The organism is Shewanella sp. 10N.261.52.F9, from assembly GCF_041471165.1.
GTDB classification, from domain to species: domain Bacteria; phylum Pseudomonadota; class Gammaproteobacteria; order Enterobacterales; family Shewanellaceae; genus Shewanella; species Shewanella marinintestina.
This window is the reverse complement of sequence record NZ_JBFRNX010000006.1, coordinates 67,949-93,402: the sequence shown is the minus strand read 5'-3', so window position 1 is coordinate 93,402 and position 25,454 is coordinate 67,949. Positions and strand designations below refer to the sequence as shown.

The following is a 25,454-nucleotide window of genomic DNA, read 5'->3' as shown; positions in this document are numbered from 1 at the left end:
AATGTTAGAACAACTAAATGTCAACCCTAGTAGTGGTGAACCCATTTATCGACAATTAAGCGAGCAGATTGTACGTTTGATTGTGGGGGGCCAACTGCAAAGTGAACAGGTACTGCCATCAGTACGGCAGATGGCTGAGCATCTAACCGTGAACCCGATGACGGTATCGCGCGCTATTCAGCAACTTGTAGAGCAAGGTTGGCTGGAGCGCCGACGTGGTCAGCCCACACGAGTGGCACTAAAAGCGCAAAATGAAGCTAGTAATAGCAACCAATTATTGATTACGCCTGTAGATGCACTCATTAAACAGGCGCAGCAATTGGGGATTGATTTGAATGGGCTGCAAGCCCTAGTAGGAGAACGCTGGCAAAAGTAAGCCGGATCTCGCTAAGCGAAAAGTAAGACCAAAGGACAATTTTCGATGGAAATGAAGCAAGCACCGACGTTGGCCTTTACCGAGGTTAGCAAAGATTTTGACGGCCAGAATGCGTTAACGTCACTGAGTCTGCAGTTATATCCTGGCATGGTAGTTGGGTTACTCGGCCAAAATGGGGCAGGTAAATCGACCTTAATGCGCTGTGCTCTGGGAATTATCGAACCCTCTTTGGGCGAGGTAAGCGTGCTCGGGAGTTCAGTGAAAGACTTAAGCTCAAAGCTCAAAACCCAAATAGGCTATGTACCGCAGCAACCTTTTGGTTACGAAGGTTTTAGCGTAGCAAAGGCGCTTGATTTACACCGTAGCTTTTATCCCGATTGGGATATGGCATTAGAGAAGGAGTGGTTGCAACGTTTCGATCTTGAACCTAAGCAGCAAGTGCAGCGCTTATCTGTAGGTCAACGCCAATCCTTGGCGCTCATCATGGCCATGTCTTACCGTCCTAAACTCCTTATCTTAGATGAACCCGTCGCAAGTTTAGATCCCATAGCAAGACGTAAATTTATGGCAGATCTGTTTGATCTCGCGATCGAATCAGGCTCTTGTGTGCTCTTCTCTTCTCATATCACCTCAGATCTTGAACGTGTTGCCAGCCATTTAGCATTGATTAAAAAAGGTGAATTAGTACTGTTTAAAGAGATTGATGAACTTCGAGAGCAGGTGCAACTACTGAGTTTGAAAGAGGGGACTCAATTACCGGCAGAGCTAAGCGTTTTGAATCGTAATGGTAATAAGGTGCTGGTGGATAACTATCAGCAGCAGTTTGACGGACTGATTAGTGCTGAGTCACTTAACCTTGAACAACTCTTCATGGAGCTACACTCATGAGTTGGGCGTTTATTCGTTCGGGTAAATGGTTAAAGGGCTGCTTGCGTTTATGGGTGTTTGATCTAGGTTGTGCCAGCTTTATTGGCGTTGGCTTCTTGGGTTTAGTTATGGCAATCGGCTTACCTTTTTTGCTGCCGGACGATGCAGAACGTAAAGTCGATACCTTAATCTTATTGATGAACATGTTTGTTGCCTCAACCTGTGTCGCAATTGCTTGGCAGATGAACCGGTTAGCGGCAACGGAATGGGCGAGTTTAGTACCACAGTATCGGCAAAGCGTGTTGTTGCAGGCTGCTATGCTACTGACTGTCAGCCTGATCATCGCCTTAGTATTTTTAGTCGCACATAATGCGCTTGAAAAAATAACCGAGTTACAATTAACACTGCTTTTTGGCTTAGGCTTTTTATACTTAAGCCTAACTAAGAGCAATGCGTTTCATTTGTCATTCTTGCTGTATATCTCCCTACCTATGGCGCCCTATTTAACTGACTTGCTGCCGTCATGGGCAGGCTTGATAATGCTACTTGTTATTGTGGCTTCAGCAATAATTTTATGGCGTAAGCTGTTTGCTTTAGGGTGGAATAGTAAAGCCCGTGCCGTGTATTTAAATGGCTTAGAGATGGGGTGGTTTTGGTTGCCTTCACCGCAGTCATTTAGTTTATTAAACCGTCTTGAACGCAGCTTGCACCCAGCTAACTATTTTATTGGTCCGGTGTTTAGCATCATGATTATAGCCATGCCGTTGTTTACCTTGTTGCTGGCTGTTGTTACGCATTATTTAGAGACACCGTTTCCAGTTTTGATTTTACTGGTGCAGTTCAATTGTATCCTATGTGGCATGTTGCACTGGACCCGTATTCAGCGTTGGCGTTCAGTTGAAAGCTTATTTGTACTACCAGGCTTTGATGGCAAGCAAGGTATGATAAATGCGTTTATGCAAGGACAATATCGATTACTGGCTATTTTGGTTGTAAGCATGGTGGTTACCGCAAGTTTAGTGAGTTTATTAAACCCAATGATTAGCCTATCCATTTGGCTGCATATTGTTTTAACGACATGTTTTGGCTGTGCCGCAACTTTAGCTTTTGGTTCTATGTGTCGAACATCTTTGCAGATCTCTGGGGTAATTTTTCTGGTTGGCTTACTTTCGGGCTGGGTTTCCGCAGGGTTATCCGATGTTGAAATTGGTCAACAGGTATGGAGTTTAGTGCAATGGGATTTGCTATTTTTGGCTGTTTCTTTATTTGCTTTGGGCTTGGCAAAGTACCGTTTATGGCGTGGTGATTTACTACAATCATAGTTTTAATACGGCCATGATAACGGTTAAAAACATAAAGATGATTAAAATTTAATCTGATTTGTTGCGTGAGTAATCAGAGCTAAAATGTACAGCTGTTAATAAATTATTTGTTTTTTAATTAAGATACTTAGCTTAAAAGAATAGTTGTTAAATATAGGCCGTCGACATCTCAGGACGGCCTTTTTTTGTGTTTGAGTTAACAAAAATAGAGCAAAAACTCTTAGTGTTTAGAGTTTCTTCGAGTAAACTTGCGTCAAAGCGGAACACTTGTAAGCTAAAAGGTAGCTATTTTATGTCGCTCGAGCAATATCACGTAGTACGATTAATACAGCAACAGAGCCAAGCACTTGGCGATGCGACTGCACTTGAAGGCTTCGAAACTTTAGCGCCTTGGCATCAAGTGAGCTGGGCTCAATTTGATACTATTACCTCTAAAATTGCACGAGTGTTGATCCAATTTGGTATTGAATCACAAGACCGCGCAATTATTTTGTCGCAGAACTGCCCACAGTGGACCTGTGCCGACTTAGGCCTATTGAAAGCTAAAGCTGTTGTTGTGCCTATCTACCCAACAAGCACGATGGAGCAGGCGGCTTATATCGTTAATGATGCAGCAGCAAAGCTGATTTTTGTTGGGGATGCAGAGCATTACGCAATGGCTTGCGATTTGATGAGTCAGTGTGACAGCTTGACCAAAATAGTGGTGTTCAATAAATCTGTTGAGCTACAAGATCCACAAAACCATTTCTATTTAGACGAATTACTTGAACGTGAAGTTGATGAGGCTGCAGATGCTGAGCTAACTAAGCGTTTAGGTGACACAAACCTAGATGATCTGCTGACCCTGATTTATACCTCAGGCACGACAGGCGATCCAAAAGGTGTGATGCTGGATTACCGTAACATCGCGTCTATGGTGCGCCAACACGATAACTTTTTACCATTCACACCTGGTGATGTGTCTTTAGCTTTCTTACCGTTAAGCCATGTTTTTGAGCGCGGTTGGAGCTTCTACGTATTATCACGTGGTGGCCATAACGTTTACTTGTCTAACCCTATGGCGGTTAAAGAAGCGATTGTACAAGTGCGTCCACATACACTTTGCGTGGTGCCACGCTTCTTGGAAAAAGTGTACAGTGCTGTACAAGATAAAGTAATCAAAGCCCCTGAAATGCGTCAGAAGATGTTCACTTGGGCGATGTCTGTTGGTCATAAACAGTCTGAAGTTGGTCAAGGTCGTCATAAAGCTTCTTTAGGCTTAAGCCTGCAGTGGAAACTAGCCGATAAGCTGGTTTTCAGTAAGCTTAAGCAAGTATTAGGTGGTCGCCTTAAGTTTATGCCTTGTGGTGGTGCTGCACTGGATCCAAATGTTAGCGCTTTCTTCCAAAGTATTGATGTGCCGGTTTTGTGTGGTTACGGTATGACCGAAACTACTGCTACAGCAACCTGTAATACTTTAGGTAACCGTGTACCGGGTTCAAATGGTCAGGCAATACCAGAAGTTGAAATTAAACTGGGTAAAGACAACGAAATTTTAGTTCGTGGCGATACGGTGATGCGTGGCTATTACAATCGTCCAGAGGAAACTGCAGAAGCATTTGAAGATGGTTGGCTAAAAACTGGCGATGCAGGTCGTATCGATGATAATGGCAACTTGTTTATCACTGACCGTATCAAAGAGCTGATGAAAACTTCGAACGGTAAGTACATTGCACCGCAACGAGTTGAAGGTAAAGTGGGTTGTTGCCCATTCATCGAACAAGTTGCAATTGTTGCTGATGCACGTAACTACGTAACAGCGCTTATTGTTCCGGCATTTGAGTCGCTAGAAGCGTGGGCAAAAGAAAAAGGCGTCCACTATGAGTCACAGTTAGATCTGTTGCGTCATACTCATGTGGTTGAACATTTTGAGCAACGTCTTAAGACACTACAGAGCGAGCTAGCAGGCTTTGAAAAGATTAAGAAGTTCACCTTGTTGCCGGATGCATTTTCAATGGAAGCGGGTCTAATTACCCCAACCATGAAGCTTCGTCGTAAAGTGATTTACAACAAGTACGCACGTGAAATCGACAAGATGTATAGCCGTTAATACTGGCTAAAAGATTTTAATAGAAAGGCACGCATTAGCGTGCCTTTTTTATGTCTGGAACATTTATGCCAGTCTTTGTGTAAAAGCCCATGGACGGATAGTGTTGGTATTTATGCCTGTGGACTAGTTAGCTTCCATTTGTGCATGATAGATTGAGGGCTAAGCTCTTCTCTGTGTGTCATTTATCGGTAGAATGATGACAAGACAAATTGATAATAATAACAATAAGGACTGTTACCTGTGTCTGAAACAGCATTTAACTTAACTCTACAACCAAGGTTCTGTGAAACTGATGCCTTAGGTCATATAAATAACACAGTGATCCCAGTTTGGTTTGAGGCGGCTCGCGAGCCTATTTTTAAGATCTTTAATCCGACACAAGATTTGTCGAAGTGGAACCTGATTGTGGCAGGTTTTACTATTGGCTTTAATGCACCGACTTATTTTGCAAGTGATGTTGAAGTGAAAACTTGGGTTAGCAAGATCGGTAATAGCAGTTTTGAGCTAACTCAAAGTTGCTGGCAAAACGGTAAAAAGACCGCAGAAGCACAAACTACTATGGTGCATTACGACTATTCGAGTGAAAAAAGCCAGCCATTGAGCGAGAGTATTCGTGAGCAATTGGCACTGTTAACAGGCGAGTCGCTCGCGGTGTAAATGTCTAAGGCTGTTAACCGTATTTGTTAGGTGGAAGTGAGTGTTAGCTGGTTTTTAAAAACTTTTGTACATACCAGCAGCTCGCTTCAACTTCCAATTGCTGTGTCTTAGCCCATTTTAAGCCATGGCGAACTAGCTTTTCTGCTAAGCCTTTGCCCCGAAGCTCTGGTGGCACATAAGTGTTGTTAAAGTTACAGCTATTATCATAAAGCTCATAGGCTAATACGGCTTGAGCACCATCAAGATTAATCACAAAACGGCTTTCATTAGTTAGGTGGGTCACTTCAGTCATCTAAGACTCCTATATGCGGTGCTTTAGTTTATGAGCTCTCTAAGCTTGCTCATAGGTTTGCAAAGCATCGATTAATGCTGGCGTAAGCTTGGCTTTTTGCCCTGTCTTAAAGTTAAACATTACCACCTGTGATGAACCCACTGTTGTGACTGCTTTTTGGCTTTGACTATACACACTGTAGTGCATCATAAACCGGTCATCTTTAATGTCACTAATACTGACGCCTACGGTTAAGGTATCTGGAAAAGTAACAGGGCGTTTGTAGCGAGCCTGATTTTCGCTTATCACAGGGCCTACGGCTGTTTTTTGTAACTCATCAAGTAGGTTTATTTGATTGAAAAAGTCGATGCGAGCAGTTTCAAAGTAGCGAAAATAAACCACATTATTGACGTGCTGTAGGGCATCCATTTCGCCCCATGCAACAACAATTTGAGTGTTAATTGGGAATTGCTTGAGAAAGTTGTCCATAATGATCTCTAGTGATTTTATATTGATATTTAAACAAGTGTTTAACTTTTAGTCAGCATAACAGCATGTTTGGCTGGCAACAAGGTAAGGGTAACTTGGGTTATATGGAAAGAATTTTAAAAGTGTTGGCTGTCGGCGTATTGCTTTGTTTTGGCCAAAGCTGCAAAGCCGCTACCGTTAATCGATTTATTGAGACTGAAACTCGACAAGAGGTGCAGGCATATCGATTAATTAAAAAGATTGAGCCGCAGTTACAACAGCTTTATCTAGTACTGCCTATGGAACATCAGCTAACTGTTGTTTATGGGGCTCAAGATGGACCTTTATTTGATCCTGAGTTGATGCAGATTCAAATTCCTTATCACTTTGTCACTGAAGTGCTTAATCGATTTACCAATGATAATTATCAAGTAACCGGAGTCAGCCCAAAAGAGGCGACTCAAGATGCCATTCTACATACTCTAGGCCATGAATATGGTCATGCATATCTCTATGCTAATGAGGTAATCATACTTGGCCGTGAAGAGGATGCCGTTGATACCTTAGCAACTCTTTTACTCATTAATGCATTTGAAAATGGTGCAGAGATCGCGTTAAGTGCTGCAGACCTATTTGCACTAGAAGATGAAGAAATTGATGAGTTGGTTGAAGATGATTTTAGTGGCGAACATAGTTTAGATGCTCAGCGCTACCACTCAACCGTTTGTTTAATTTATGGCAGTGATCCCGCCAAATATGCAGCTCTATTACAAGATTCTGCCCAGAGAGAGGATAGGGCGGCAATGTGCCAACAAGAATATGCACGTCAAAGCGATAACTGGGATAGGTTAATACGTCGTAATTCGGCTAAATAAATAGGTTGATAGACTCGCTCTAGTGTTGGTGAATTGTTAAAAAGCGTTTATTGTTGAACGTTATTTCACTTGCATGGATTAGCAACTTCAATGACGGCAACAAAAAAAATAATAAAAATGCCAAGGGTAGTGACGGATATAGGTGCTTCGTTTGAGGACTTGTACCAGCAATTCTCGAGCTTGGGTCAAAAGCTGTCCATATTGACCTTTGCTCAATACCTCTATTTATTCGCATTTCTGCTCGCTATTTTTTCTGACTCTTTTTCTTGGGTAGCCGCGATAACAGTATTGGCGCTAGCTATCGAGTTGTTGCCTCTATTTGAGCGAATTTGGCATAGCTTAATGGGTAAGGCTTTGTTGTTACTGTTTTATGCTGTGGTTGCTAATTTTGCATTGAGCTGGGCTGGCGGGGTCGTTAATGATGTTATTGGCGTGTCGGCAACACATTTTGCTTACACCCATAATTTAGCGATTTTACTATATATTCCTGTTTGGTTCGTGTTTATTACCGCATTGGTGATTCTAGCTGCTCAGCTGCTGGTGCCATTTTATTTTGTGTTATTTATTTTCTTAAAACCTATCGGTATAGCACTTCCGCAATTAACTCAAAATGCACACTTTCAAAAAACCACCTGGTTACTTAGATTGATGTTAGCCACTGGTCTGTTGGTACATTTAGTTTTATATATTGTGCCAGAGCTGGATGGCCAAGCTTTAAAGAGAAATTTAACCTCAGACATCTCGGTAGGTGTTGAGCAACCTTTGATTACGGTGAATACAGATGTAGGGACTGCTGAGCAAGAATTTCAAGATGAATATTTGCAAACCCGCTATAAATATCAATCCTTTGTACGGCAGATGATTGCTCTGTTTGCATTTGAGTTTGAAGCTGACAGTAAGTCTCGTTGCCAAAAAAGTGTCGATTCAAGAGTTGTTGAGTTAAACGATTATGAAATAATGGAAATCTATCAAGATGAAGCACAACAAGATGGGTTTCGCTTTGAGGTGAAAAAGTGTATTTCACCTGCATTTCCTGCTGATAGTTGATTTCAAAAAATAATAAAAAAGGGCCATCGAGGCCCTTTTTTATATGTTAATTCGCTAGTTATTAGTCGATCTTTAACTCGGCAAAGTTAGTAATGATTTTAAAGTCGCCAGTGCGCTGGCTGTCATCACGTACCATTTGTACAACGTTTAAGCCTGCTTCGTTAGCTGCTTTTAACTCTTCGAGCACGTCAGATACAAATAGGATTTGCTTCGGGCTAAGGCTAATCGTATTGACGATATTACAGTAAGCTTGTTTGAAACGTTTGTTGCCTGTACGGGTATCAAAATGGCCATTAAACTTGTCAGTTAAATCGCCCGCATCACTGTGGCTGAATAGCATTTTCTGGGCTTCGACTGAGCCAGAAGAGAAACTATAAACACGCAGACCTTGCTGCTTATAACCATCAAGTGCTTCGATAAAATCAGGGAAGATATGGCCTTTAAACTCTCCATTGGCATAGCCTTGCTTCCAGATTAAACCTTGTAAAGTTTTCAGTGGTGTGGCTTTACGATCTTCTTCAATCCACTGCAGCAAAATTTCAGTCACGCGAGCAAGATTTGCATCAGGCTCAAGCGCAATATCTTGCACGTCACAAATGCAGTTATCTACAAGTACATTATCTTTATTTTCTTCAAGAAAAGCGGGTAAGGCCTTAGCTGAATATGGAAAAAGTACATCTTCAATAAAGTTAAGGTCAGTAGTCGTACCGGCTGTATCTACAACAATGGCTCTGATACCCATAATATTTGGTCACTCCGCAATGTACATTGTACCAATCATACTGATTCAACTTGATTGGTTATTCTAATTAGTCGAGATCTGTTATTGCTCAGATCCTAAGCTGAATTACTTGCTTTGGCTAGTGTAATTATCACATGCACCCTAATAGATGCGGCGAATATTTTGGCATAGTTAATTCAGTATGATATTTGACACTTGGCTGGTTAAATATCATACTTTTTTTTACGTAAAAAGCTCAAGGGAAGGAGTTTTAATATGCGACTAGGATATATAACTTATTTTTGTTTCTTTATGACGGTATCGACATTACCTTTTTTTATGGCTAATGCGGTTGCCAAAGTAAAGGTTAGCTCTATCTCTATTATGGTTGAACCATGTGAAATGGCTGACTGTGAAAAGAATTTTCAAGAGTATAAAACCTTATCTCGTTATGGGCATTCTGATGCTATGTATACGCTAGCGGAAATGTATCGACTCGGCTACGGCACTGAGGTCGACATGCGTTTGGCAACAAAATGGTATCGACGTGCGGCTAAATACAACAATCCTTTTGCTGAATATAAAGCGGCGATTATTTATCTCCAAGATGGTGAACATCAAGATGTAGATAAAGCGATGAGGTATTTACGAAGCGCTAATCGCTCTGATTTGGCGGAGGCGGCCCACCTACTTGGTATGCTGTATTTGGAGGGGGACATTGTTGAAAAAGATATTGCAAAAGCAAAGTCCTATTTATCAAAATCTTATGAAGCTGAGCACCCTGATACCGTAGATCTATTGTCAGATTTAAGTGCTATTCAGTTAGATATGCAGTTAAAAAATCGCGCTACTTTGGCCAAAAAACAGCAGAAAAATAATGACGGTAACTCTAGTCGTATTCTCGCACCAACAGGTGAAATGGAAGTCATAGAAGTCAGAGCTCCTGAGCTAGAAGAAGTGTTTGTTTATCATATTGCTTTATTGAGAAGAAATATTCCAGATGCTACTCCTGGAACAGGCACCATGCTGAGAGGAAGATCATGTGGTGAAATGATTTCGTGTAATGCAGAAACTGACAGAGATCGTATAAGAGACTTCCTTATGTCGACTTGGTAAGTCATACGATAAATTCAAATATGGATATTTTTAATGATTAAACGGATATTTTTTCTAATTGTTGGCTTGAGTCTTTCTGCTTTTTCAATTGCAGATGAACACAATACTGCACTTGTAACACTGAACGTGACTTCCGATTTAATCGAGCCAGCAGAGTTTAAAGTGACTTTGCCACCTAGCTATGGCAAAAAAACAAATAAGCAGTATGTCGTATTATTTGATTTTCATCCTAGAAGCCAAGCGTTGCTCGCTGGTATGCATGATTGGATGAGCCATAACGGTGATTGGCCTTGGTTAGAGACTATTATCGTTACTGCGCCTGATGGCCATAAAGGGTTAGGAGAGTTAAAAGCATTAGCTATTGAAGAGCAAGGTAATCAAAAGCTATTAGATTATCTTGAACAAGATCTACTGCCAGCTATAGATAAAAATTACCGCACTAACGGCTTTAAAATTCTAAATGGCTTTACAGGTAATGCAGGTCTCGGGCTGTACACTTTGCTCAATCGTCCACAGTTATTTAATGCCTATTTTGTCGCAAGCCCTGTTCTTAGTAAAGATTTTGCCTACGTTATTAAAGATGCGCCTAAAAAGCTTGCCGCAATGCAGGGCAAGCCTCGATTCTTGTTTATGAGCACCAGTGATAGCGGCTTTGAACAACGACAACTAGCGTCGTTTGCTAAAATGGAAACCATAATCAAAACGAACAGTAATCAGGTATTGGACTACCAAATAAAGCGTTTTGATGGCAGTTATTATATGACTCAACCTGTACTTGCCACAGCTTACGCAATTGAAGCTTTATTTGATGACTATCATAAAGTTTTAGCTGTAGATTCTGATGTTTCTAAGCAAGGCACTAATGCTATTTTAGCTCATTATCAGTATCTTTCTGAGCAAAAGTACGGCTTTAAAGTTCCTGCGACTAGCTCATTGATTAAGTTAGGTGATTCTTTTCTGGAGACAGAGCCAAGTAAGGCTGTTGCGGTATATAAGGTAGCGATTAGTGATGATCCCCAAGCTTATATAGCCTATGACGCAGTTGCAGGGGCTTATGCCAAGCAAGGAGAAATAGAGTTAGCGATTAAGTATCAAACCTTGGCTCTAGATATTACTGATCATCCTTTTTATCAAAATAAGTACAACAATAAGCTGGCTAAGTATAAGCAGCAGAGCAAGCTTTAATAGGTAAGTTGCTAAGATTGATTTTTGATTGCAATGAAAACGATAGCTGCGGCTATCGTTTTAGTTTTTAGCCGTAAGGCTAGAGATACCTCTTCTTTCGACTGCTGACTTTTTTCGGGCGGTTCTTCAATTGGCTACGGGTTTCTTCGCGGTTGTTATGGTTAAGCAGAATAGCAAGCTTTAGTGTTTATTTCGCGCAAACTAAAATGCTAGCCTTGTGGCTAGCGCTGTAGTGATATTTAGATGCTGTTACAGGTATTTCTTCTGTCGACTACTGACCTTTTTCAAATAGTTACGCGTCTCTTCGCGGTTATGGCGATGAGTCAGAAACCAATAAAACTCGCTAACGGTCATCTTATTAATCCGTGCTAACGCTTTGGTGCGATTACCGCGTGAGTCTAAGCTCTTCCATAGATTACCCGCACCGCCGTTATAGCTAGAGATCACCGCATATTCGCGTTTTTTAGGGTGAGTGATGCCCTTAAGGTAGCGGCTTGAAAGGATCTTTAAGTAACCTGTACCGACCTCAATATTCTTCGCCGGATCATAAAGGTACGCCGACGATGGCGTATGCTTATAGCCTTGAATTAAGTTGAAGTAATCGCGCCCTGCGGTATTGGCCTTAATTTGCATTAAACCAAGCGCATTAGAGCGTGAGCGCGCCAGTGGGTTAAACGAGCTTTCAGTCTCGATAATTGCCATGATCAAATCGGTGCTAATACCATGTTTACGGCTCGCATTGCGGGCATAGTTAATATACTTATTACCGGCAATAGTGGTGTGCTCTTTCACCATGTGGATAGCCACTTGAAAGCGTGAGTTGCTGCGCTTGCTTTTACTTACTAGGTAGTCGGCATAGCGTGATGCACGCCATTCAAACTCAATGGCTTTGCCGTCTTTATCGAGTACCTGCCCCCAAAAGAAGGGCTTTTTCTTTTTGCTGATTAAGCCAAAGTCTTCAGCGGTTTGTGCATCGATAACAGTTGGATCAATTTGGGTTAATAATACTTGTACGACAGCTTCTTTAAGCTGCGCTTTAGTGCGGGTTTCTACCAAGATCAAACCCCGTTTAAAGTCGACATAAGTCGAGGCTTGCACGCTTTCTTTATATACCAAAACCGATGGCACGATAGGTCGTGAGTAAGAGTCTTGCCCTTGATATTCCTGTAGCAGTGCTGCGACATCGTCTTCGTAGTCGTTTAGGTCTAATTCACTACTATTAGCGCTAGCGACATTCGCTATGGTGATAGCGGTTATGCTGCAGATCGCAATGAGTAGTTTGGATAAGTATTTAGACATTTATCAGCAGGTTAGAGTTGGTATGTTTTGATTATACATTGGTATTTGCTATCCGCCTCATAGTTGAGGTTTGATTTTTCAAACTTTGATAGAGCTATCAGGCTACGCCTGAACTCTATAGCTAGACTGCGTCTAACAACCAAAGTCGTGGGATTCCATCCCACATTTACGGCTAATCAAACTTCGTTTGATAAAGGTCGTGAGCTTCCAGCTCACACTCGGCCAAAAGGCGATCAACAGCAATCCCCTCTTGGCCATTTCTTTCATAAAGAGTCCCTGCCGCCCCGACGAAGTTGTTGATCCTCATGCTCCAATAAAAATCGCCTAACGGCTCAGATGGGACATCCATGTCCCTCCGAGCCTGAACCATCATCCATGATGGTTCTACGGCATTCTTGAAGGTGAAGAGTTATCTACGCACTTCGGCAACTCCGATGGGGAATTGGTGTTTCCCGTGAGCGTGGTGCGATTTTTATATCAAAAGTAATTCTAGAAGAATTAATATCAAGAACTTAGGTTGGACACGCTTTGAATGTTTTTAATTTATAACGATAAACCTCGCAGGTATACAGAGCTAAAAATGAATAACGAACAAAGAGAAAAAATCAGGTTAAAGCGACGTGTTGAAGGCTGGGTTACGGATCGTCTGACGGAAAAAAAGTACCAAAACTTAAATGGGTTGCGAGATAAGGTTATACGCGAATTAGCGGATAGTATTTCACTTCAATATGATGAAAATAGAGAAGATGTAAAAGCCTTTTTGAATAAAAACATTCAGAACTTTGAGTTTGAGTCTGAATATACAACTGCAGATAAGGAAGTCGCTTTAGTCTTGAAAGAATACTTGGGTGGTCAAAATCCGTTTAAACAAAAGCAAGGCCGAAAAAGAAACACGGAAAGAAATTGGGCTGCTTTATATGCTCTTTATATAACAGGAAAAAAACACGCTGTTACTGAACAGTTTTTTCATGGTAAAGCTTCAGACTTTAGAAATAGCATTAAATCTATGACAGAAAAAGGAACCATTGAGGATGCTTTGAGAATGATAAAAACATATGACGATAGGGAAGGGGTCATAGCAAGTCCTGAAACTGAAAATACGCTAGGAAGAAAGCAGTTTAATGACTGGTGGGATAAAAATAATTCGGTAAATAGGATTAAATGGCTAAAGGAGAATATCAAGAAGGGAAAATAAAGTTTTTATTTTCCCTGTTTATTCGCTTTTTTCCTTACGCATAATTACTGACAGAACAATCAAATAGCTGATTAGAGGTAAAGTGATATGCGTAAACTAATTAAACTGCTTAAGTCTAAAGTGAACCCTTGGGAGCTTGTGCGATTGCTGATTATATCCATTGTACATTTGCTCCTATGCAACAAGTAGTCGTACTAAATCTGCAATAGTCTGAGAGTAATGCTTTCTAACACAGTGCAGATGCGGCCGTGACCGTCCATGACATGGATGTCATGGCCGAGCTTCCAGGGATGGATTAACAGCGTGTCACGGCAGCGTCTGCACATACGCCTGCTGCAGGCAATTAGTTGCATCAGATGTGAACCGCAACTGAGAAACTCTATTGGGAGCACCTGTGTCATCAGACAGGAAGATGGCTGGAACACATACGCCGACCGCAGGTCATTGGTAGCATTTAGACTTAGCAGCGATCTGCTAAGTCATTAGCGACTCCGAACCCTTAAGCCACACCAAAAAGGTAAACACTGAGGCCAAACAGTAAGCCAAAAACGATGAACATGCCTCATCGCTCAGGCATAGCTCATCATTGGTGTACGAGATGCCCATTCTTAACCACATCCACACACGAGGCCACACCATAGGTGTAAGCCAGTTCCGCTGGCGTGCTGATATTCCACATACAGAAATCGGCGACCATGCCGACTTCAATAACGCCGACTTTATCCTCAATACCCAAAGCTTTGGCAGCATTGCGGGTCATGCCTGCTAGCGCTTCTTCTGGGGTTAAACGCAGCAAAGTGCAGGCCATATTGAGCATCAATAGGCTTGAGCAAAGTGGCGATGAGCCGGGGTTGTAGTCGCTGGCAACCACCATAGGCACCTTGTATTTGCGCAGTAAATCGATAGGCGGGTGCTGGGTTTCACGTAAAAAGTAGAATGCGCCGGGTAATAGCGTGGCGCAGGTGCCACTTTCACTTAGTGCTTTTACGCCGTCTTCATCTAGGTATTCAATGTGATCCACTGACTTGGCGCCTAGCTTGGCAGCGAGGGCTGAACCGCCCATATTTGATAACTGCTCGGCGTGCAGTTTGATTTGTAGCCCTGCAGCTTTTGCTGCGGTTAGCACACGCTCGGTTTGCTCAAGGTTAAAGGCGATATTCTCGCAAAATACATCGACTGCATCGGCAAGATCTTCGGCAATGACTTTCGGCAGCATCTCGTTGATGACTAAGTCTACATAAGCATCACTATCATGTTTATATTCTGGTGGGATCGCGTGCGCGCCTAAAAAGGTGGTTTTAACATCCACATGGTGGTGTTTGCCTAGCTCACGGGCAACGCGGAGGATCTTCAGTTCGGTTTCGATATCTAAGCCATAACCTGACTTGATTTCCACTGTGGTGACACCTTCTTTAGCCAGTGCGTTTAGGCGTTGGCGGCCTAGTTCAAATAGCTCAGCTTCGTCGGCTTCACGACAGGCGTTAACGGTTGAAATGATGCCACCGCCACTGCGAGCGATCTCTTCATAACTGGCACCTTGCAGGCGCAATTCAAATTCATTGGCGCGATTGCCGGCAAACACTAAGTGAGTGTGGGCATCAATTAATCCCGGGGTGATCCAGCCGCCTTTGCCTTTGTAGATTGGCGTGGCGAATACATCAAATTCTGGCAGATCGCTGCGTTTACCGACCCAAGCAATTTTACCATCTTGAACCGCAAGGGCTGCATCGGTAATTGCACCGTAAGGCTCTGAAATATTTGGCGACATTGTAGCGATATTGATATCTATCCAGACTTGATCCCACGACATGATGCAGTTCTCTTTTTGGTTGCTTTTTGCTGTATAGGAATACTAACACTAAAAATAATTTGTGAGCTAGCTTGTATTTACTTGTATATACAAGCTAGGATTGTAGCCGAGTTTTTGAGCACGTTAAACAAAAAAGCACCTAAAGATAGCGACAATAGGATGGCCAATGGCAACGCCAAAATTTGAAGAGATCAAGCAATACATTTTAACGCAAATTGAATCAGGCGAATGGGCTGAAGACAGCCGCGTGCCTTCTGAAAACCAGCTGTCGGAACTATTTAGTTGCAGTCGTATGACAGCACGCCGTGCATTAACGGAGTTAACAGAGTCGGGTGTGTTAGAACGCTCTCAAGGCTTAGGGACTTTCGTTGCAGGGCTTAAAACTCAGTCTTCGATGATGGCTATTCGCAATATTGCTGATGAGATAAAAGACCGTGGTCATGGTTATAGCGTGCAGCAAGTGCTGCTGACGCAAACAGTCGCAACCGGCGCGATTGCCATAGCCTTAGGGCTTGAAGAAGGCAGCCAAGTTTACCAATCAGTATTAGTGCACTGCGAGCAAGGTACGCCGCTGCAACTAGAAGAACGTTTCGTTAACCCTAGATTAGTGCCTGAATATTTAGACCAAGATTTTACCAAGCAAACTCCCCACGAATACTTGTCGATGGTGGCTCCGCTAACTGAAGCTAAGCACACCATTGAAGCCAAAATGGCTGATATAGCTCAACTGGCGCTGCTGGAAATTGCCGCTGTTGAGCCGTGTTTACAGATCTCTCGCCGCACTTGGTCGCGCCAAGGTGTGGTTAGTTTTGCACGTTTAGTGCACCCAGGAAGTCGTTTTAGATTAGGTGGTCATCTGACGTTTAGTTAGCGCCAGTTGCACACGGCTCTTAGAGCAAAGCAGTAAATATAAAAGCTTCACAAGCAGATAAAAAAACATAAAAACAAATTGAACGAGGTAGTACCGATGGATAAGAGACACGATCCAAGCCGCCGCATTATCGCGCCGACAGGAACAGAGCTAAGCTGCAAAAGCTGGCTGACCGAAGCACCGCTACGTATGTTGATGAACAACCTACACCCAGATGTAGCTGAGCGTCCTGAAGACTTGGTGGTTTATGGCGGTATTGGCCGTGCAGCCCGCGACTGGGAATGCTACGACAAAATTGTTGAAGTACTGCAACGTCTTGAAGAAGACGAAACGCTTATGGTGCAGTCGGGTAAGCCAGTGGGCGTATTCAAAACCCACAGCAATGCACCTCGTGTGATCATCGCTAACTCAAACCTAGTACCGCATTGGGCTAACTGGGAACACTTTAATGAGTTAGATAAAAAAGGTTTGGCTATGTATGGCCAGATGACCGCGGGTTCTTGGATTTACATCGGCTCACAAGGCATTGTGCAAGGCACATACGAGACCTTTGTGGCTATGGCTAAGCAGCACTTTAATGGCTCATCTGCTGGTAAGTGGATCTTAACTGGCGGCCTAGGTGGCATGGGGGGGGCGCAACCGCTAGCTGGCACTATGGCGGGTTACTCGGTATTGACCTGTGAAGTGGATGAGACTCGCATCGATTTCCGTCTACGTACTCGTTATGTCGACAAGAAAGCTACTACCCTTGATGAAGCGTTGGCAATGATCGATGAAGCCAATAAGAGCGGTAAGCCTGTTTCTGTTGGTCTATTAGCTAACGCGGCTGACGTATTTGCCGAGCTAGTTGAGCGCGGCATTACCCCAGATGTGGTGACTGACCAAACATCGGCGCACGATCCGCTAAACGGTTACTTGCCGCAAGGTTGGACGTTAGAGCAAGCCATCGAGATGCGTAAAACTGACGAAGCTGCTGTGGTTAAAGCGGCGAAGCAGTCAATGGCTGTACAAGTTAAGGCGATGCTAGCACTGCAAGCTGCAGGCGCGGCGACGACTGATTACGGTAACAACATCCGTCAAATGGCATTTGAAGAAGGTGTTGAAAACGCATTCGACTTCCCAGGTTTCGTGCCTGCCTATGTACGTCCATTGTTCTGTGAAGGTATTGGTCCGTTCCGCTGGGTAGCGCTTTCTGGCGATCCGGAAGATATCTACAAGACCGACGCTAAAGTAAAAGAGCTTATTCCTGACAATCCACACCTACATAACTGGCTGGATATGGCACGTGAACGCATTGCGTTCCAAGGTTTACCATCGCGCATCTGTTGGGTAGGTCTAAAAGACCGTGCTCGTTTGGCACTCGCCTTTAACGAAATGGTTAAAAATGGCGAACTTTCTGCGCCAGTAGTGATTGGTCGCGATCACTTAGATTCTGGCTCTGTTGCTAGCCCGAACCGTGAAACCGAATCTATGCTTGATGGCTCTGATGCGGTATCAGATTGGCCATTAATGAATGCACTGCTGAATACGGCAAGTGGCGCAACTTGGGTATCGCTGCATCACGGTGGTGGTGTAGGTATGGGCTTTAGTCAGCACTCAGGTGTAGTCATTGTGGCTGATGGTACTGATGATGCGGCAGCGCGCTTAGGTCGCGTGCTGTGGAATGACCCTGCAACGGGCGTAATGCGTCACGCCGATGCAGGTTACGATATCGCTAAAAATTGTGCAAAAGAGCAGGGCCTAGACCTGCCAATGCTATAAGCCGCTCATACCGAGCAGTATAAGAATAAGAGGCATTTAAATGAGTCATTTAGTATTAACTCCGGGTACCTTAACCCTTGCGCAAATCCGTGAAATTAGCCGCGGTAAAGTCACACTAGAACTAGCCGAAAGCGCTATCGCTGACATCAATACTAGCGCTGGCTTAGTGCAGCAAGTATTGGACGAAGGCCGTACGGTTTACGGCATCAACACCGGCTTTGGTCTGCTTGCCAACACTAAGATTGCTGCTGATGATTTACAGCTGCTGCAACGCTCAATCGTATTGTCGCACGCAGCAGGTACCGGCCAATACATGCAAGATGCCACAGTGCGCTTGATGATGGTATTGAAGATTAACTCGCTAAGCCGTGGTTTCTCTGGCATTCGTTTAGAGGTGATCAACTTCCTTATAGCCTTGGTTAACGCCGGTGTTTATCCATGTGTACCAGAAAAAGGTTCTGTTGGTGCATCGGGTGACTTAGCGCCGCTATCGCACATGTGTTTGCCACTACTTGGCGAAGGTGAGATGAGCTATCAAGGTGAGCTAATCACTGCGGCTGAAGGTCTAGAAATTGCTGGGCTTAAGCCAATCGAACTGGCTGCAAAAGAAGGCTTAGCCTTGCTTAACGGTACGCAAGCGTCAACGGCATTGGCACTGGAAGGCCTGTTTAACGCAGAAGATCTGTTTGCAGCAAGCTCTGTGATCGGCGCTATGAGCGTTGAAGCGGCAATGGGCAGTCGTAGCCCGTTTGATCCACGTATTCACGCTGCTCGCGGCCAAAAAGGTCAGATTGATTCAGCTGCAGTGTTCCGTCACTTGCTTGGTGATGAGTCTGAGATCAGCCTAGATCATGTTAACTGTGAAAAGGTACAAGATCCGTATTCATTACGTTGTCAGCCACAGGTATTGGGTGCATGTTTGACTCAAATCCGTCATGCGGCAGAAGTGCTAGGCACTGAAGCGAATGGCGTTACTGATAACCCATTAGTGTTCCAAGACACAGGCGATATTATTTCGGGTGGTAACTTCCACGCTGAACCTGTAGCCATGGCTGCCGATAACTTGGCGATTGCGATTGCCGAGCTAGGTTCGATTGCAGAGCGTCGTATTGCACTACTTATCGATTCAAACCTATCTAAGCTGCCACCGTTCTTGGTTGAAAATGGCGGGGTAAACTCAGGCTTTATGATTGCGCAGGTGACTGCCGCCGCATTGGCATCAGAGAACAAGACTTACGCTCATCCAGCATCAGTAGATAGTTTACCAACTTCGGCTAACCAAGAAGATCACGTCTCGATGGCGACCTTCGCGGCGCGTCGTTTACGTGACATGTCGGAAAACACTCGTGGTGTGCTGGCGGTTGAAGTTTTAGCTGCAGCGCAGGGCTTAGATTTCCGTGCACCATTACAACCAAGTGTGGCTGTTGCACAAGCAAAAGCCGAGTTACGTGAGCTAGTGACTTACTACGATAAGGATCGTTTCTTCGGTCCAGATATCGAAGCGGCAACAGATCTACTGCTAACCGCAAGCTACAACGCTTACCTGCCAGCAGATATCTTGCCAAGCCTGTAAGTGGCTAATTGACTGTTATAAGATCATTAGTGAAAAGAGCCTACGGGCTCTTTTTTTTGGCTGTCTCTCTGTGAAAATATGCTTAGGTGTTTTTTTCAGCTGACTTTGATAGTAATTTGTTGCTGACGGAAAAGTAGTGCGGGATTATTTTTAATTTAAATTCAAAATAAAATCATCTGTGTAATATTGTGAGTAATATATCGATAGTCTTATTGTGCAATATGCTGTGCAACTCTTTGTAAGTCGCTATGTGTGAGTGAGTGCGTGTCGATGTGTTTGCTTTTTTTATTCGGTTTATTTTTTGTTTTTATAATAAATTTTTATCATGATTTTGGTTTGTAAAATAAAAAATATTTAATAATAATCTGACTAGAGTGTGGGAGTAAAATATAAAAAAGCCTGCTTGGATAAACTAAGCAGGCTTTTATTGTTCTATTGGTTGAACTTGTGTTTGGAAAGGTATTACATACGTGAATCCATCTCACCCATTTTTAAGCTCATTAACTGTTTTGTCCACTGCTTCTTGTCGATGCCTTCTATCCAAAATACGCGACTCTCGCGAGTTTGGCCTTTACGCAAGTAGGAGTCTGGCATTCTAAAAATGGCCTGCCATGCTTTAACATCCTCTTTCTTAATCAGAAGACCTGAGTCAGCAAACAAGCTAATTTCAAGTTCGATCATGACATAGTGTTCTGGGCTATTACTACTGAGTTCAAAGGTAAGTCCTAGACGGCCATCATCATCCCACTGGCTATTAGCAAAACTGATTTTTACACCGCTTTTGGCAGTGGATTTAAGTAGGGCAGATTGAGCGATAGCGCTAGAAGTGAGTGTTTCTTTAGTTGCAGAATTTGGAGCATTTTCGGTAATTGTTGCTGCGGTATTTTCTACCGTCGAAGCTGCAGCAACAGTTGCAGGTAAAGTTACTGGTACTGCGGCATCTGGCTTAGCTTGGCTTTCTAAAATAACGTATTCCCAAGTGAAATCATCATTGAGCTTTACGGTAGCACCATTCTCTAGGGTGACTCTTGTCACCTCTGCAGCAAAGGCTGGAATGGAGCTGATTAGTAACGCTATAGAGGCGTAGATTCGTAGGGCTTTATACATGGCAATTAACCTATTTAAGTTGATTGCTCTAGCATAGACAAACTAGCGTTGGATTAATACCGGTTAGATTCAGAATATTGTCATATGCGAGGTTTCTGCATGAGTTGCCATTTCGCACAGATACAGCGATGTTCTGTGTTGTTATGTATGCGCAAAACACTCTTTTCGCTGAGCAGGGGCTTTTAGCCGTGGATGCGATTTATGCTATCGATTACACTCGAAAGCAATTTTAACGCTAGCTTAAATTATTAATTTTAAGGCGATTAAACTATCTAGTTTGCTAAAGAAAGGGAAGCATGAAGTTACTTAAATGGACGATAGCTACAATTATCACTTTTCAAGTATTAGTGATAGTTATCAGTGTGGTTATCGGTGCAATAAGAACCGCTGACTATAGCGTTTCATGTATGCATGTGGATAATTCATTTTTTACCCAACACAATTATTCTGGTAATACACCCTTCAATTCTTTTAAAGCTGGAAAGTATCAGGCTAAAGGTTCTGTGTTTTATTGTCGTGTATTTAATTACTTTAATTAAATCTTAAGTGGTGGTTTTGCATATTATGGTCTGAGGCTAAGTTTTATAGAGAGTTATTATAAAAAAAGGGAAGGCTATGCCTTCCCTTTTTATGTTGATAAATATTTTAATTGCGTAGGCTAATGCTTATAAACGTGCTTTAAAAATTTCGATAATTTCTTCAAGGCTTGCTTTACGCGGGTTAGTTAAAGAACATGCGTCGTTTAGGGCATTTTGCGCCATAAATGCGAGTTTATCTTCAGTAACCCCTAAGTCTGCTAGGCGTTGTGCTGTACCCACTTGTTGCGAAAGCGCTTCGATTGCGGCAATACCGGCTTCAATGGCTTGCTCTTGAGTCATGTTAGATACATCTAGGCCCATAGCTTTAGCGATATCAATAAAACGTGCAGGTGTGGCTACCGCGTTGAAACGTGATACTTCTGGAAGAAGAATTGCGTTACATAGACCGTGTACTAAGTCGTAAACACCACCGAGTTGGTGTGCCATAGAGTGCACATAACCAAGTGAAGCGTTAGAGAAGGCCATACCTGCAAGGTATTCACCGTATTGCATAGCATCACGAGCTTGGCGATCTTCACCGTTTTCAACAGCAGTCGCTAAGTTCTGTGAGATTAACTCAATTGCCTTGATAGCAGAGGCATCAGTAATTGGCGTTGCTGCAGTAGAAACATAGGCTTCAACAGCGTGAGTTAGTGCGTCCATACCGGTTGCAGCAGTCAGGAACTTAGGCATAGCGACCATAAGCTCTGAATCGTTTACCGCAATAATTGGGGTAAAGTGCTTATCAACTACAGGGTATTTAGTTTCATCAGCTTCGTTAGTGATGATGGCAAATACGGTCATTTCAGACGCAGTACCTGCGGTAGTGTTAATGGTCACTAGTGGTAATTGTGGCTTTTTAGATGTGTGTACACCTTTTGAGTAGTCACGAATATGGCCACCGTTTGCAGCAACTAATGCAATACCTTTGGCCGCGTCGTGTGATGAACCACCACCAAATGAAATAACAAAGTCACAGTTTTCTTGTGCAAGTAGCGTAAGGCCATCTTCGATGTTTTTTTCAGTTGGGTTTGGTTTTACACCATCATAAATCGCAAAGTTGATGTTATGGCTTTTAAGTTCATCAGTTAGTCGATTAACTAAGCCAATTTCAACTAGTACGCTGTCGGTAACAATAAGCGCTTTGCTTAGCTCTTTGTTTGCTAGCTCTGCGCCTAGAGATTGAATTGCGTTTTGGCCCATAAGAGTCATAGGAGGCATGTAAAATACGCTGCTCATAATATTTCCTTAAGTTTTAAAATTAATTTGTTAAATAAAAAACTGGATAGATTGAGAATAAAAAAATTGACTAAAGCACCTGCCGTAACGGGCAGTGCTCAATCGATGGAGCAGAGTTTACTCTTTCCATTTGAAATGATAATTAGCTCAAATTGAAAATGATTTTTACTAATAGGTAATAATGAGCTTGCAGCTATTTATGATTTGTCGAGGTTAGGCGTAAGCTTGATTTAAACTAGAGGAAATGGCTGCCTGAGCTAGCAGGCAGATTTATAATAATATAAAGGGGCGATTTGGTTGGTGATGAGTTGCTATCCTATGGCTGGCTACATTGAGTAACCAATGCTGATTACTGCAGATTCGGTAGCGGAGTTATATCCGGCACCTATCATAAAGTGTTTGCCTATGACGTAGCGTAGACCGATTTCTGCGCCCCAAGTGGTGTCTTTATCGGTTTCCCAAACGGGTTCTGCACCGACGACATAAGGCACAATGTTAGTGGTTGAAGAAAACTCTGTTGTATAGGCGGCTGCGCCGCCATAGATGCTTAAATCTGTAGTCAATGTATAACTCAGGCCAAAGCGCCATAGCGAGTCTTTAGTATAAGCTTCACCCGGTGGCTCAACATAAACGTCTTCTTTCTGACTTTGGGCATAACCAATGTAGTATCCCCAATTGGCATAGTCGCGATCATAGTGGCGCGGAGCGAAAGTGATGCCATACATATCTTCAGTCGCTGGAATATAGTCTAAAGTTATAGCCATAACTGGAGCGGGTTTAGTTTCTGTTTCCAGGCTAAAATCATTGGCCATAGCGTTAACACTACAACAAGCGATTAAGCTAGCTAGCAATAATCTAATCATGCTTCTTTCTCCAACGTCAGACTTATGGCGATAGATTGTTGTGAATCTTTGGTTTACAGTCAACCAACAGTGCTAAAATGACTGAAATAATAGATATTTGTAACACCTATGTTGTTATTGCTTTGTGATGATGTAGGCTGGTTTTAAATAGTTTGATGCGCAAAATTTAGCGCAGTAGGAGAAAGGTTTTGGACCAAGAGTTACGAGCGGGAATTGCTCAGTGGTTAACTAATATGGGCATAGATACCCAGCCTTCAGATGGTATCTCAAGCACTATTATGGTGATAGCGTGTTTAATTATTGCTTTCGCTGCTTATTTTTTTGTTAAACGTGGTGTGGTTACCACCATGAACTTGGTGATCCAACGTTCAAAAGCCCATTGGGACGACATCTTTATGCGCCACCAGGTGCTGGAAAAGATGGCTATTATGGTGCCGATTCTTATCCTAAACATCTTGCTGCCATTGGCACTAAATGATCATAAGGTGCTTAGTAGTCTGAGTGACCGATTTCTAGATGTGACTATTGTGGTGTTGTTCGTCCGCGCGATTTATAGCGCATTGGACGCTGCCAATGAAATTGCTGATTATAATTTAGTGAGCCGTCGACTACCGATTAAGAGCTTTGTGCAGCTGGCTAAGCTGTTTATGTTCTTTGTGGCTATCATCATCTCTATCTCGGTGTTGGCCGACCAGTCTCCAGTGTATTTCTTAAGTGGTTTAGGTGTCGCGACCGGTTTAGTCATGTTGGTATTTAGAGATACCATTTTAGGCTTTGTCGCAGGTATTCAGTTAGCGGCTAATCGCATGGTTAGCCCTGGTGATTGGATTGAAATGGATAATTACGGTGCTAATGGTACGGTAGAAGAGGTGTCGTTAACCACAGTTAAAGTGCGTAATTTTGACCAGACCCTGACTATGTTGCCTGCATACTCATTAACGTCCGGCTCGTTTAGAAACTGGCGCGGTATGTCTGAATCTGGTGGGCGTCGTATTAAACGTGCGGTGCAAATCGATATTCAATCGGTGCGTTTTTTAACTGAAAGCGACATGCGCAGTTTGAGTAAGATTAACTACCTTAAAGATTATTTCTCATCAAAGTCGGCAGAAATCATTACCTATAACGCTCAAGTTGAAGATGCTGAAATGTATGTTAATAGTCGTCATTTAACTAACTTAGGTACATTCAGAGCTTATATCCAAGAGTACTTAACTCAGCATGATAAAATTCGTAAAGATATGACCTTGATGGTGCGCCAACTAGCGCCAACAGAACTCGGGGTACCGATTGAACTGTATATTTTTACTAATGATACGCGCTGGGAATTTTATGAAGGGATTCAGGCAGATATCTTTGATCATATCTTTGCCATATTGCCAGAGTTCGATTTAAGGGTTTATCAAGGTCCAACTGGAGCAGATATTCGCAGCTTAAGACATTAACGGTGTGTTAGCCCGCAACCAATACAAATAAGCCAGCTTAATGCTGGCTTATTTGTGGGCTATTTTTCTGCTTAACTTTGTATTAGTTTTCTCGAGAAACTAAAATAGCTGCTAGAGCCACAAATACACCACCGCTGGTTCTATCAAACCAATGCAGTTTATTACTTGATTTAAGTGTTGGTGCTAATACGTTAGCCATGCTGGCGTAAATCATCACAAAGCTAAAATCAACCACGGCCCAAGTCGTGGCCAAAATGGCTAGCTGTGGTCCTTGTGGCGCACCGATATCAATAAACTGTGGAAATAGCGCAGCAAAGAAAAGTAGATCTTTTGGATTACTAATACCGACGAAAAAAGCCTGTTTAAATAGCTGCTTTGGCGTACCTTTCCCTTCAATATTTTTGAGCTCTAAGCCTTTGCCATCGCCTTTAGTGAGTAAGAGTTTTACCCCTAAAAATAGCAGGTAAGCTGCGCCACACCATTTTAAAATAGTAAAGCCATATTCAGTTGCACTGAGTAATGCACCTAAACCTGCTGCAGATGCCATCATCAATATTAACGCTGAAGTGACACTGCCAAATGCTGTAGCTATGCTGCGGCTTTTACCGTAATGAATGCCATGGCCCATAGATAAAACTGCCATCGTACCCGGTGAAACGGCAATTAATAAGATGGCAAAAAGGTAGAGTAACCAGGTATCGAAGCTCATAGGATTTTATACA

At 42.9% G+C, this 25,454-nt stretch carries 24 protein-coding genes; 14 read left to right on the top strand and 10 right to left on the bottom strand.

The genetic code is table 11. The annotated features are described in order from the left end of the window. Position 1 precedes the first annotated feature (1 nt). The 5 genes from AB4298_RS05140 (at position 2) to AB4298_RS05120 (ending at position 5,311) form a co-directional block, all read left to right on the top strand. Positions 2-376 (top strand): GntR family transcriptional regulator, encoded by a 375-nt coding sequence (locus AB4298_RS05140; RefSeq protein ID WP_248999737.1) that lies wholly within the window; start codon positions 2-4, stop codon positions 374-376. 45 nt (positions 377-421) lie between these two features. Continuing rightward, on the top strand, positions 422-1,264 hold the full coding sequence (locus tag AB4298_RS05135) for an ABC transporter ATP-binding protein (RefSeq protein WP_371985913.1): 843 nt from the start codon (positions 422-424) through the stop codon (positions 1,262-1,264). Beyond that, complete coding sequence (locus tag AB4298_RS05130; protein WP_248999735.1) at positions 1,261-2,565, top strand: hypothetical protein; 1,305 nt, start codon at positions 1,261-1,263, stop codon at positions 2,563-2,565. Before AB4298_RS05135 ends, AB4298_RS05130 begins: the two co-directional genes overlap by 4 nt. Positions 2,566-2,857: 292 nt before the next feature. Further along, positions 2,858-4,654, top strand: a complete 1,797-nt coding sequence (locus AB4298_RS05125; RefSeq protein ID WP_371985912.1) for an AMP-dependent synthetase/ligase — start codon at positions 2,858-2,860, stop codon at positions 4,652-4,654. 240 nt (positions 4,655-4,894) lie between these two features. Further along, positions 4,895-5,311, top strand: coding sequence for an acyl-CoA thioesterase (locus tag AB4298_RS05120; RefSeq protein WP_248999733.1), 417 nt, complete (start codon positions 4,895-4,897; stop codon positions 5,309-5,311). Positions 5,312-5,354: 43 nt separating this feature from the next. Here AB4298_RS05120 and AB4298_RS05115 read toward each other — a convergent pair whose 3' ends face one another. Beyond that, positions 5,355-5,603 carry a GNAT family N-acetyltransferase gene (locus AB4298_RS05115; RefSeq protein WP_371985911.1) on the bottom strand — a complete coding sequence of 83 codons (249 nt, stop codon included), beginning with the start codon at positions 5,601-5,603 and terminating at the stop codon, positions 5,355-5,357. Positions 5,604-5,642: 39 nt separating this feature from the next. Continuing rightward, the gene (locus AB4298_RS05110) at positions 5,643-6,071 is read right to left on the bottom strand and encodes an acyl-CoA thioesterase (protein WP_248999731.1); all 429 of its coding nucleotides are present in this window, start codon (positions 6,069-6,071) and stop codon (positions 5,643-5,645) included. Between the two features lie 104 nt (positions 6,072-6,175). Between AB4298_RS05110 and AB4298_RS05105 the strand changes: the two genes are divergently transcribed. Together AB4298_RS05105 and AB4298_RS05100 are read left to right on the top strand one after the other, a co-directional pair. After that, on the top strand, positions 6,176-6,925 hold the full coding sequence (locus tag AB4298_RS05105) for a DUF4344 domain-containing metallopeptidase (protein ID WP_371985910.1): 750 nt from the start codon (positions 6,176-6,178) through the stop codon (positions 6,923-6,925). A gap of 90 nt (positions 6,926-7,015) precedes the next feature. Continuing rightward, positions 7,016-7,972 (top strand): hypothetical protein, encoded by a 957-nt coding sequence (locus AB4298_RS05100; protein WP_371985909.1) that lies wholly within the window; start codon positions 7,016-7,018, stop codon positions 7,970-7,972. 61 nt (positions 7,973-8,033) lie between these two features. Here the strand turns inward: AB4298_RS05100 and mtnC are convergent, their stop codons facing one another. Then, positions 8,034-8,714, bottom strand: coding sequence for an acireductone synthase (mtnC, locus tag AB4298_RS05095; protein WP_248999728.1), 681 nt, complete (start codon positions 8,712-8,714; stop codon positions 8,034-8,036). A gap of 255 nt (positions 8,715-8,969) precedes the next feature. Between mtnC and AB4298_RS05090 the strand changes: the two genes are divergently transcribed. Both AB4298_RS05090 and AB4298_RS05085 read left to right on the top strand, forming a co-directional pair. Beyond that, entirely contained in the window at positions 8,970-9,809 is an 840-nt protein-coding gene (locus AB4298_RS05090; protein WP_248999727.1) for a tetratricopeptide repeat protein, read from the top strand. 33 nt (positions 9,810-9,842) lie between these two features. Beyond that, a complete protein-coding gene (locus tag AB4298_RS05085) occupies positions 9,843-10,994 on the top strand; it encodes an alpha/beta hydrolase-fold protein (RefSeq protein WP_371985908.1) in 1,152 nt (383 codons plus the stop codon). A 249-nt stretch (positions 10,995-11,243) separates the two neighbouring features. On the opposite strand, the gene AB4298_RS05080 is transcribed toward AB4298_RS05085, so the two are convergent. Beyond that, entirely contained in the window at positions 11,244-12,293 is a 1,050-nt protein-coding gene (locus AB4298_RS05080) for a murein transglycosylase domain-containing protein (protein ID WP_371985907.1), read from the bottom strand. A gap of 172 nt (positions 12,294-12,465) precedes the next feature. Further along, positions 12,466-12,642, bottom strand: a complete 177-nt coding sequence (locus AB4298_RS05075) for a hypothetical protein (protein ID WP_371985906.1) — start codon at positions 12,640-12,642, stop codon at positions 12,466-12,468. 231 nt (positions 12,643-12,873) lie between these two features. On the opposite strand from AB4298_RS05075, the gene AB4298_RS05070 reads away from it, so the two are divergent. After that, complete coding sequence (locus AB4298_RS05070) at positions 12,874-13,488, top strand: hypothetical protein (protein WP_371985905.1); 615 nt, start codon at positions 12,874-12,876, stop codon at positions 13,486-13,488. Between the two features lie 583 nt (positions 13,489-14,071). On the opposite strand, the gene hutI is transcribed toward AB4298_RS05070, so the two are convergent. Then, entirely contained in the window at positions 14,072-15,298 is a 1,227-nt protein-coding gene (hutI, locus tag AB4298_RS05065; RefSeq protein ID WP_371985904.1) for an imidazolonepropionase, read from the bottom strand. Positions 15,299-15,464: 166 nt separating this feature from the next. On the opposite strand from hutI, the gene hutC reads away from it, so the two are divergent. From hutC to hutH, 3 genes are all read left to right on the top strand, one after another. Next, positions 15,465-16,169, top strand: a complete 705-nt coding sequence (hutC, locus tag AB4298_RS05060; RefSeq protein ID WP_371985903.1) for a histidine utilization transcriptional repressor HutC — start codon at positions 15,465-15,467, stop codon at positions 16,167-16,169. Between the two features lie 96 nt (positions 16,170-16,265). Further along, positions 16,266-17,930: a urocanate hydratase gene (gene hutU / locus AB4298_RS05055; protein ID WP_371985902.1), complete on the top strand. Its 1,665-nt coding sequence runs from the start codon at positions 16,266-16,268 to the stop codon at positions 17,928-17,930. 40 nt (positions 17,931-17,970) lie between these two features. Beyond that, positions 17,971-19,503: a histidine ammonia-lyase gene (gene hutH, locus AB4298_RS05050; RefSeq protein WP_248999719.1), complete on the top strand. Its 1,533-nt coding sequence runs from the start codon at positions 17,971-17,973 to the stop codon at positions 19,501-19,503. Between the two features lie 462 nt (positions 19,504-19,965). Here the strand turns inward: hutH and AB4298_RS05045 are convergent, their stop codons facing one another. The 3 genes from AB4298_RS05045 to AB4298_RS05035 all read right to left on the bottom strand — a co-directional run bounded on the left by AB4298_RS05045 (position 19,966) and on the right by AB4298_RS05035 (position 23,290). Next, complete coding sequence (locus AB4298_RS05045; RefSeq protein WP_371985901.1) at positions 19,966-20,610, bottom strand: DUF3157 family protein; 645 nt, start codon at positions 20,608-20,610, stop codon at positions 19,966-19,968. Between the two features lie 665 nt (positions 20,611-21,275). Next, positions 21,276-22,427: an iron-containing alcohol dehydrogenase gene (locus AB4298_RS05040; protein WP_371985900.1), complete on the bottom strand. Its 1,152-nt coding sequence runs from the start codon at positions 22,425-22,427 to the stop codon at positions 21,276-21,278. 326 nt (positions 22,428-22,753) lie between these two features. Continuing rightward, positions 22,754-23,290: a TonB-dependent receptor gene (locus tag AB4298_RS05035; protein WP_371985899.1), complete on the bottom strand. Its 537-nt coding sequence runs from the start codon at positions 23,288-23,290 to the stop codon at positions 22,754-22,756. A 188-nt stretch (positions 23,291-23,478) separates the two neighbouring features. Here AB4298_RS05035 and AB4298_RS05030 point away from each other — a divergent pair, with 188 nt between their 5' ends. Next, positions 23,479-24,732 carry a mechanosensitive ion channel family protein gene (locus tag AB4298_RS05030; protein ID WP_248999717.1) on the top strand — a complete coding sequence of 418 codons (1,254 nt, stop codon included), beginning with the start codon at positions 23,479-23,481 and terminating at the stop codon, positions 24,730-24,732. Positions 24,733-24,814: 82 nt separating this feature from the next. Here the strand turns inward: AB4298_RS05030 and AB4298_RS05025 are convergent, their stop codons facing one another. Continuing rightward, positions 24,815-25,441, bottom strand: coding sequence for a LysE family translocator (locus AB4298_RS05025; RefSeq protein ID WP_248999716.1), 627 nt, complete (start codon positions 25,439-25,441; stop codon positions 24,815-24,817). Between the last annotated feature and the right edge of the window lie 13 nt (positions 25,442-25,454).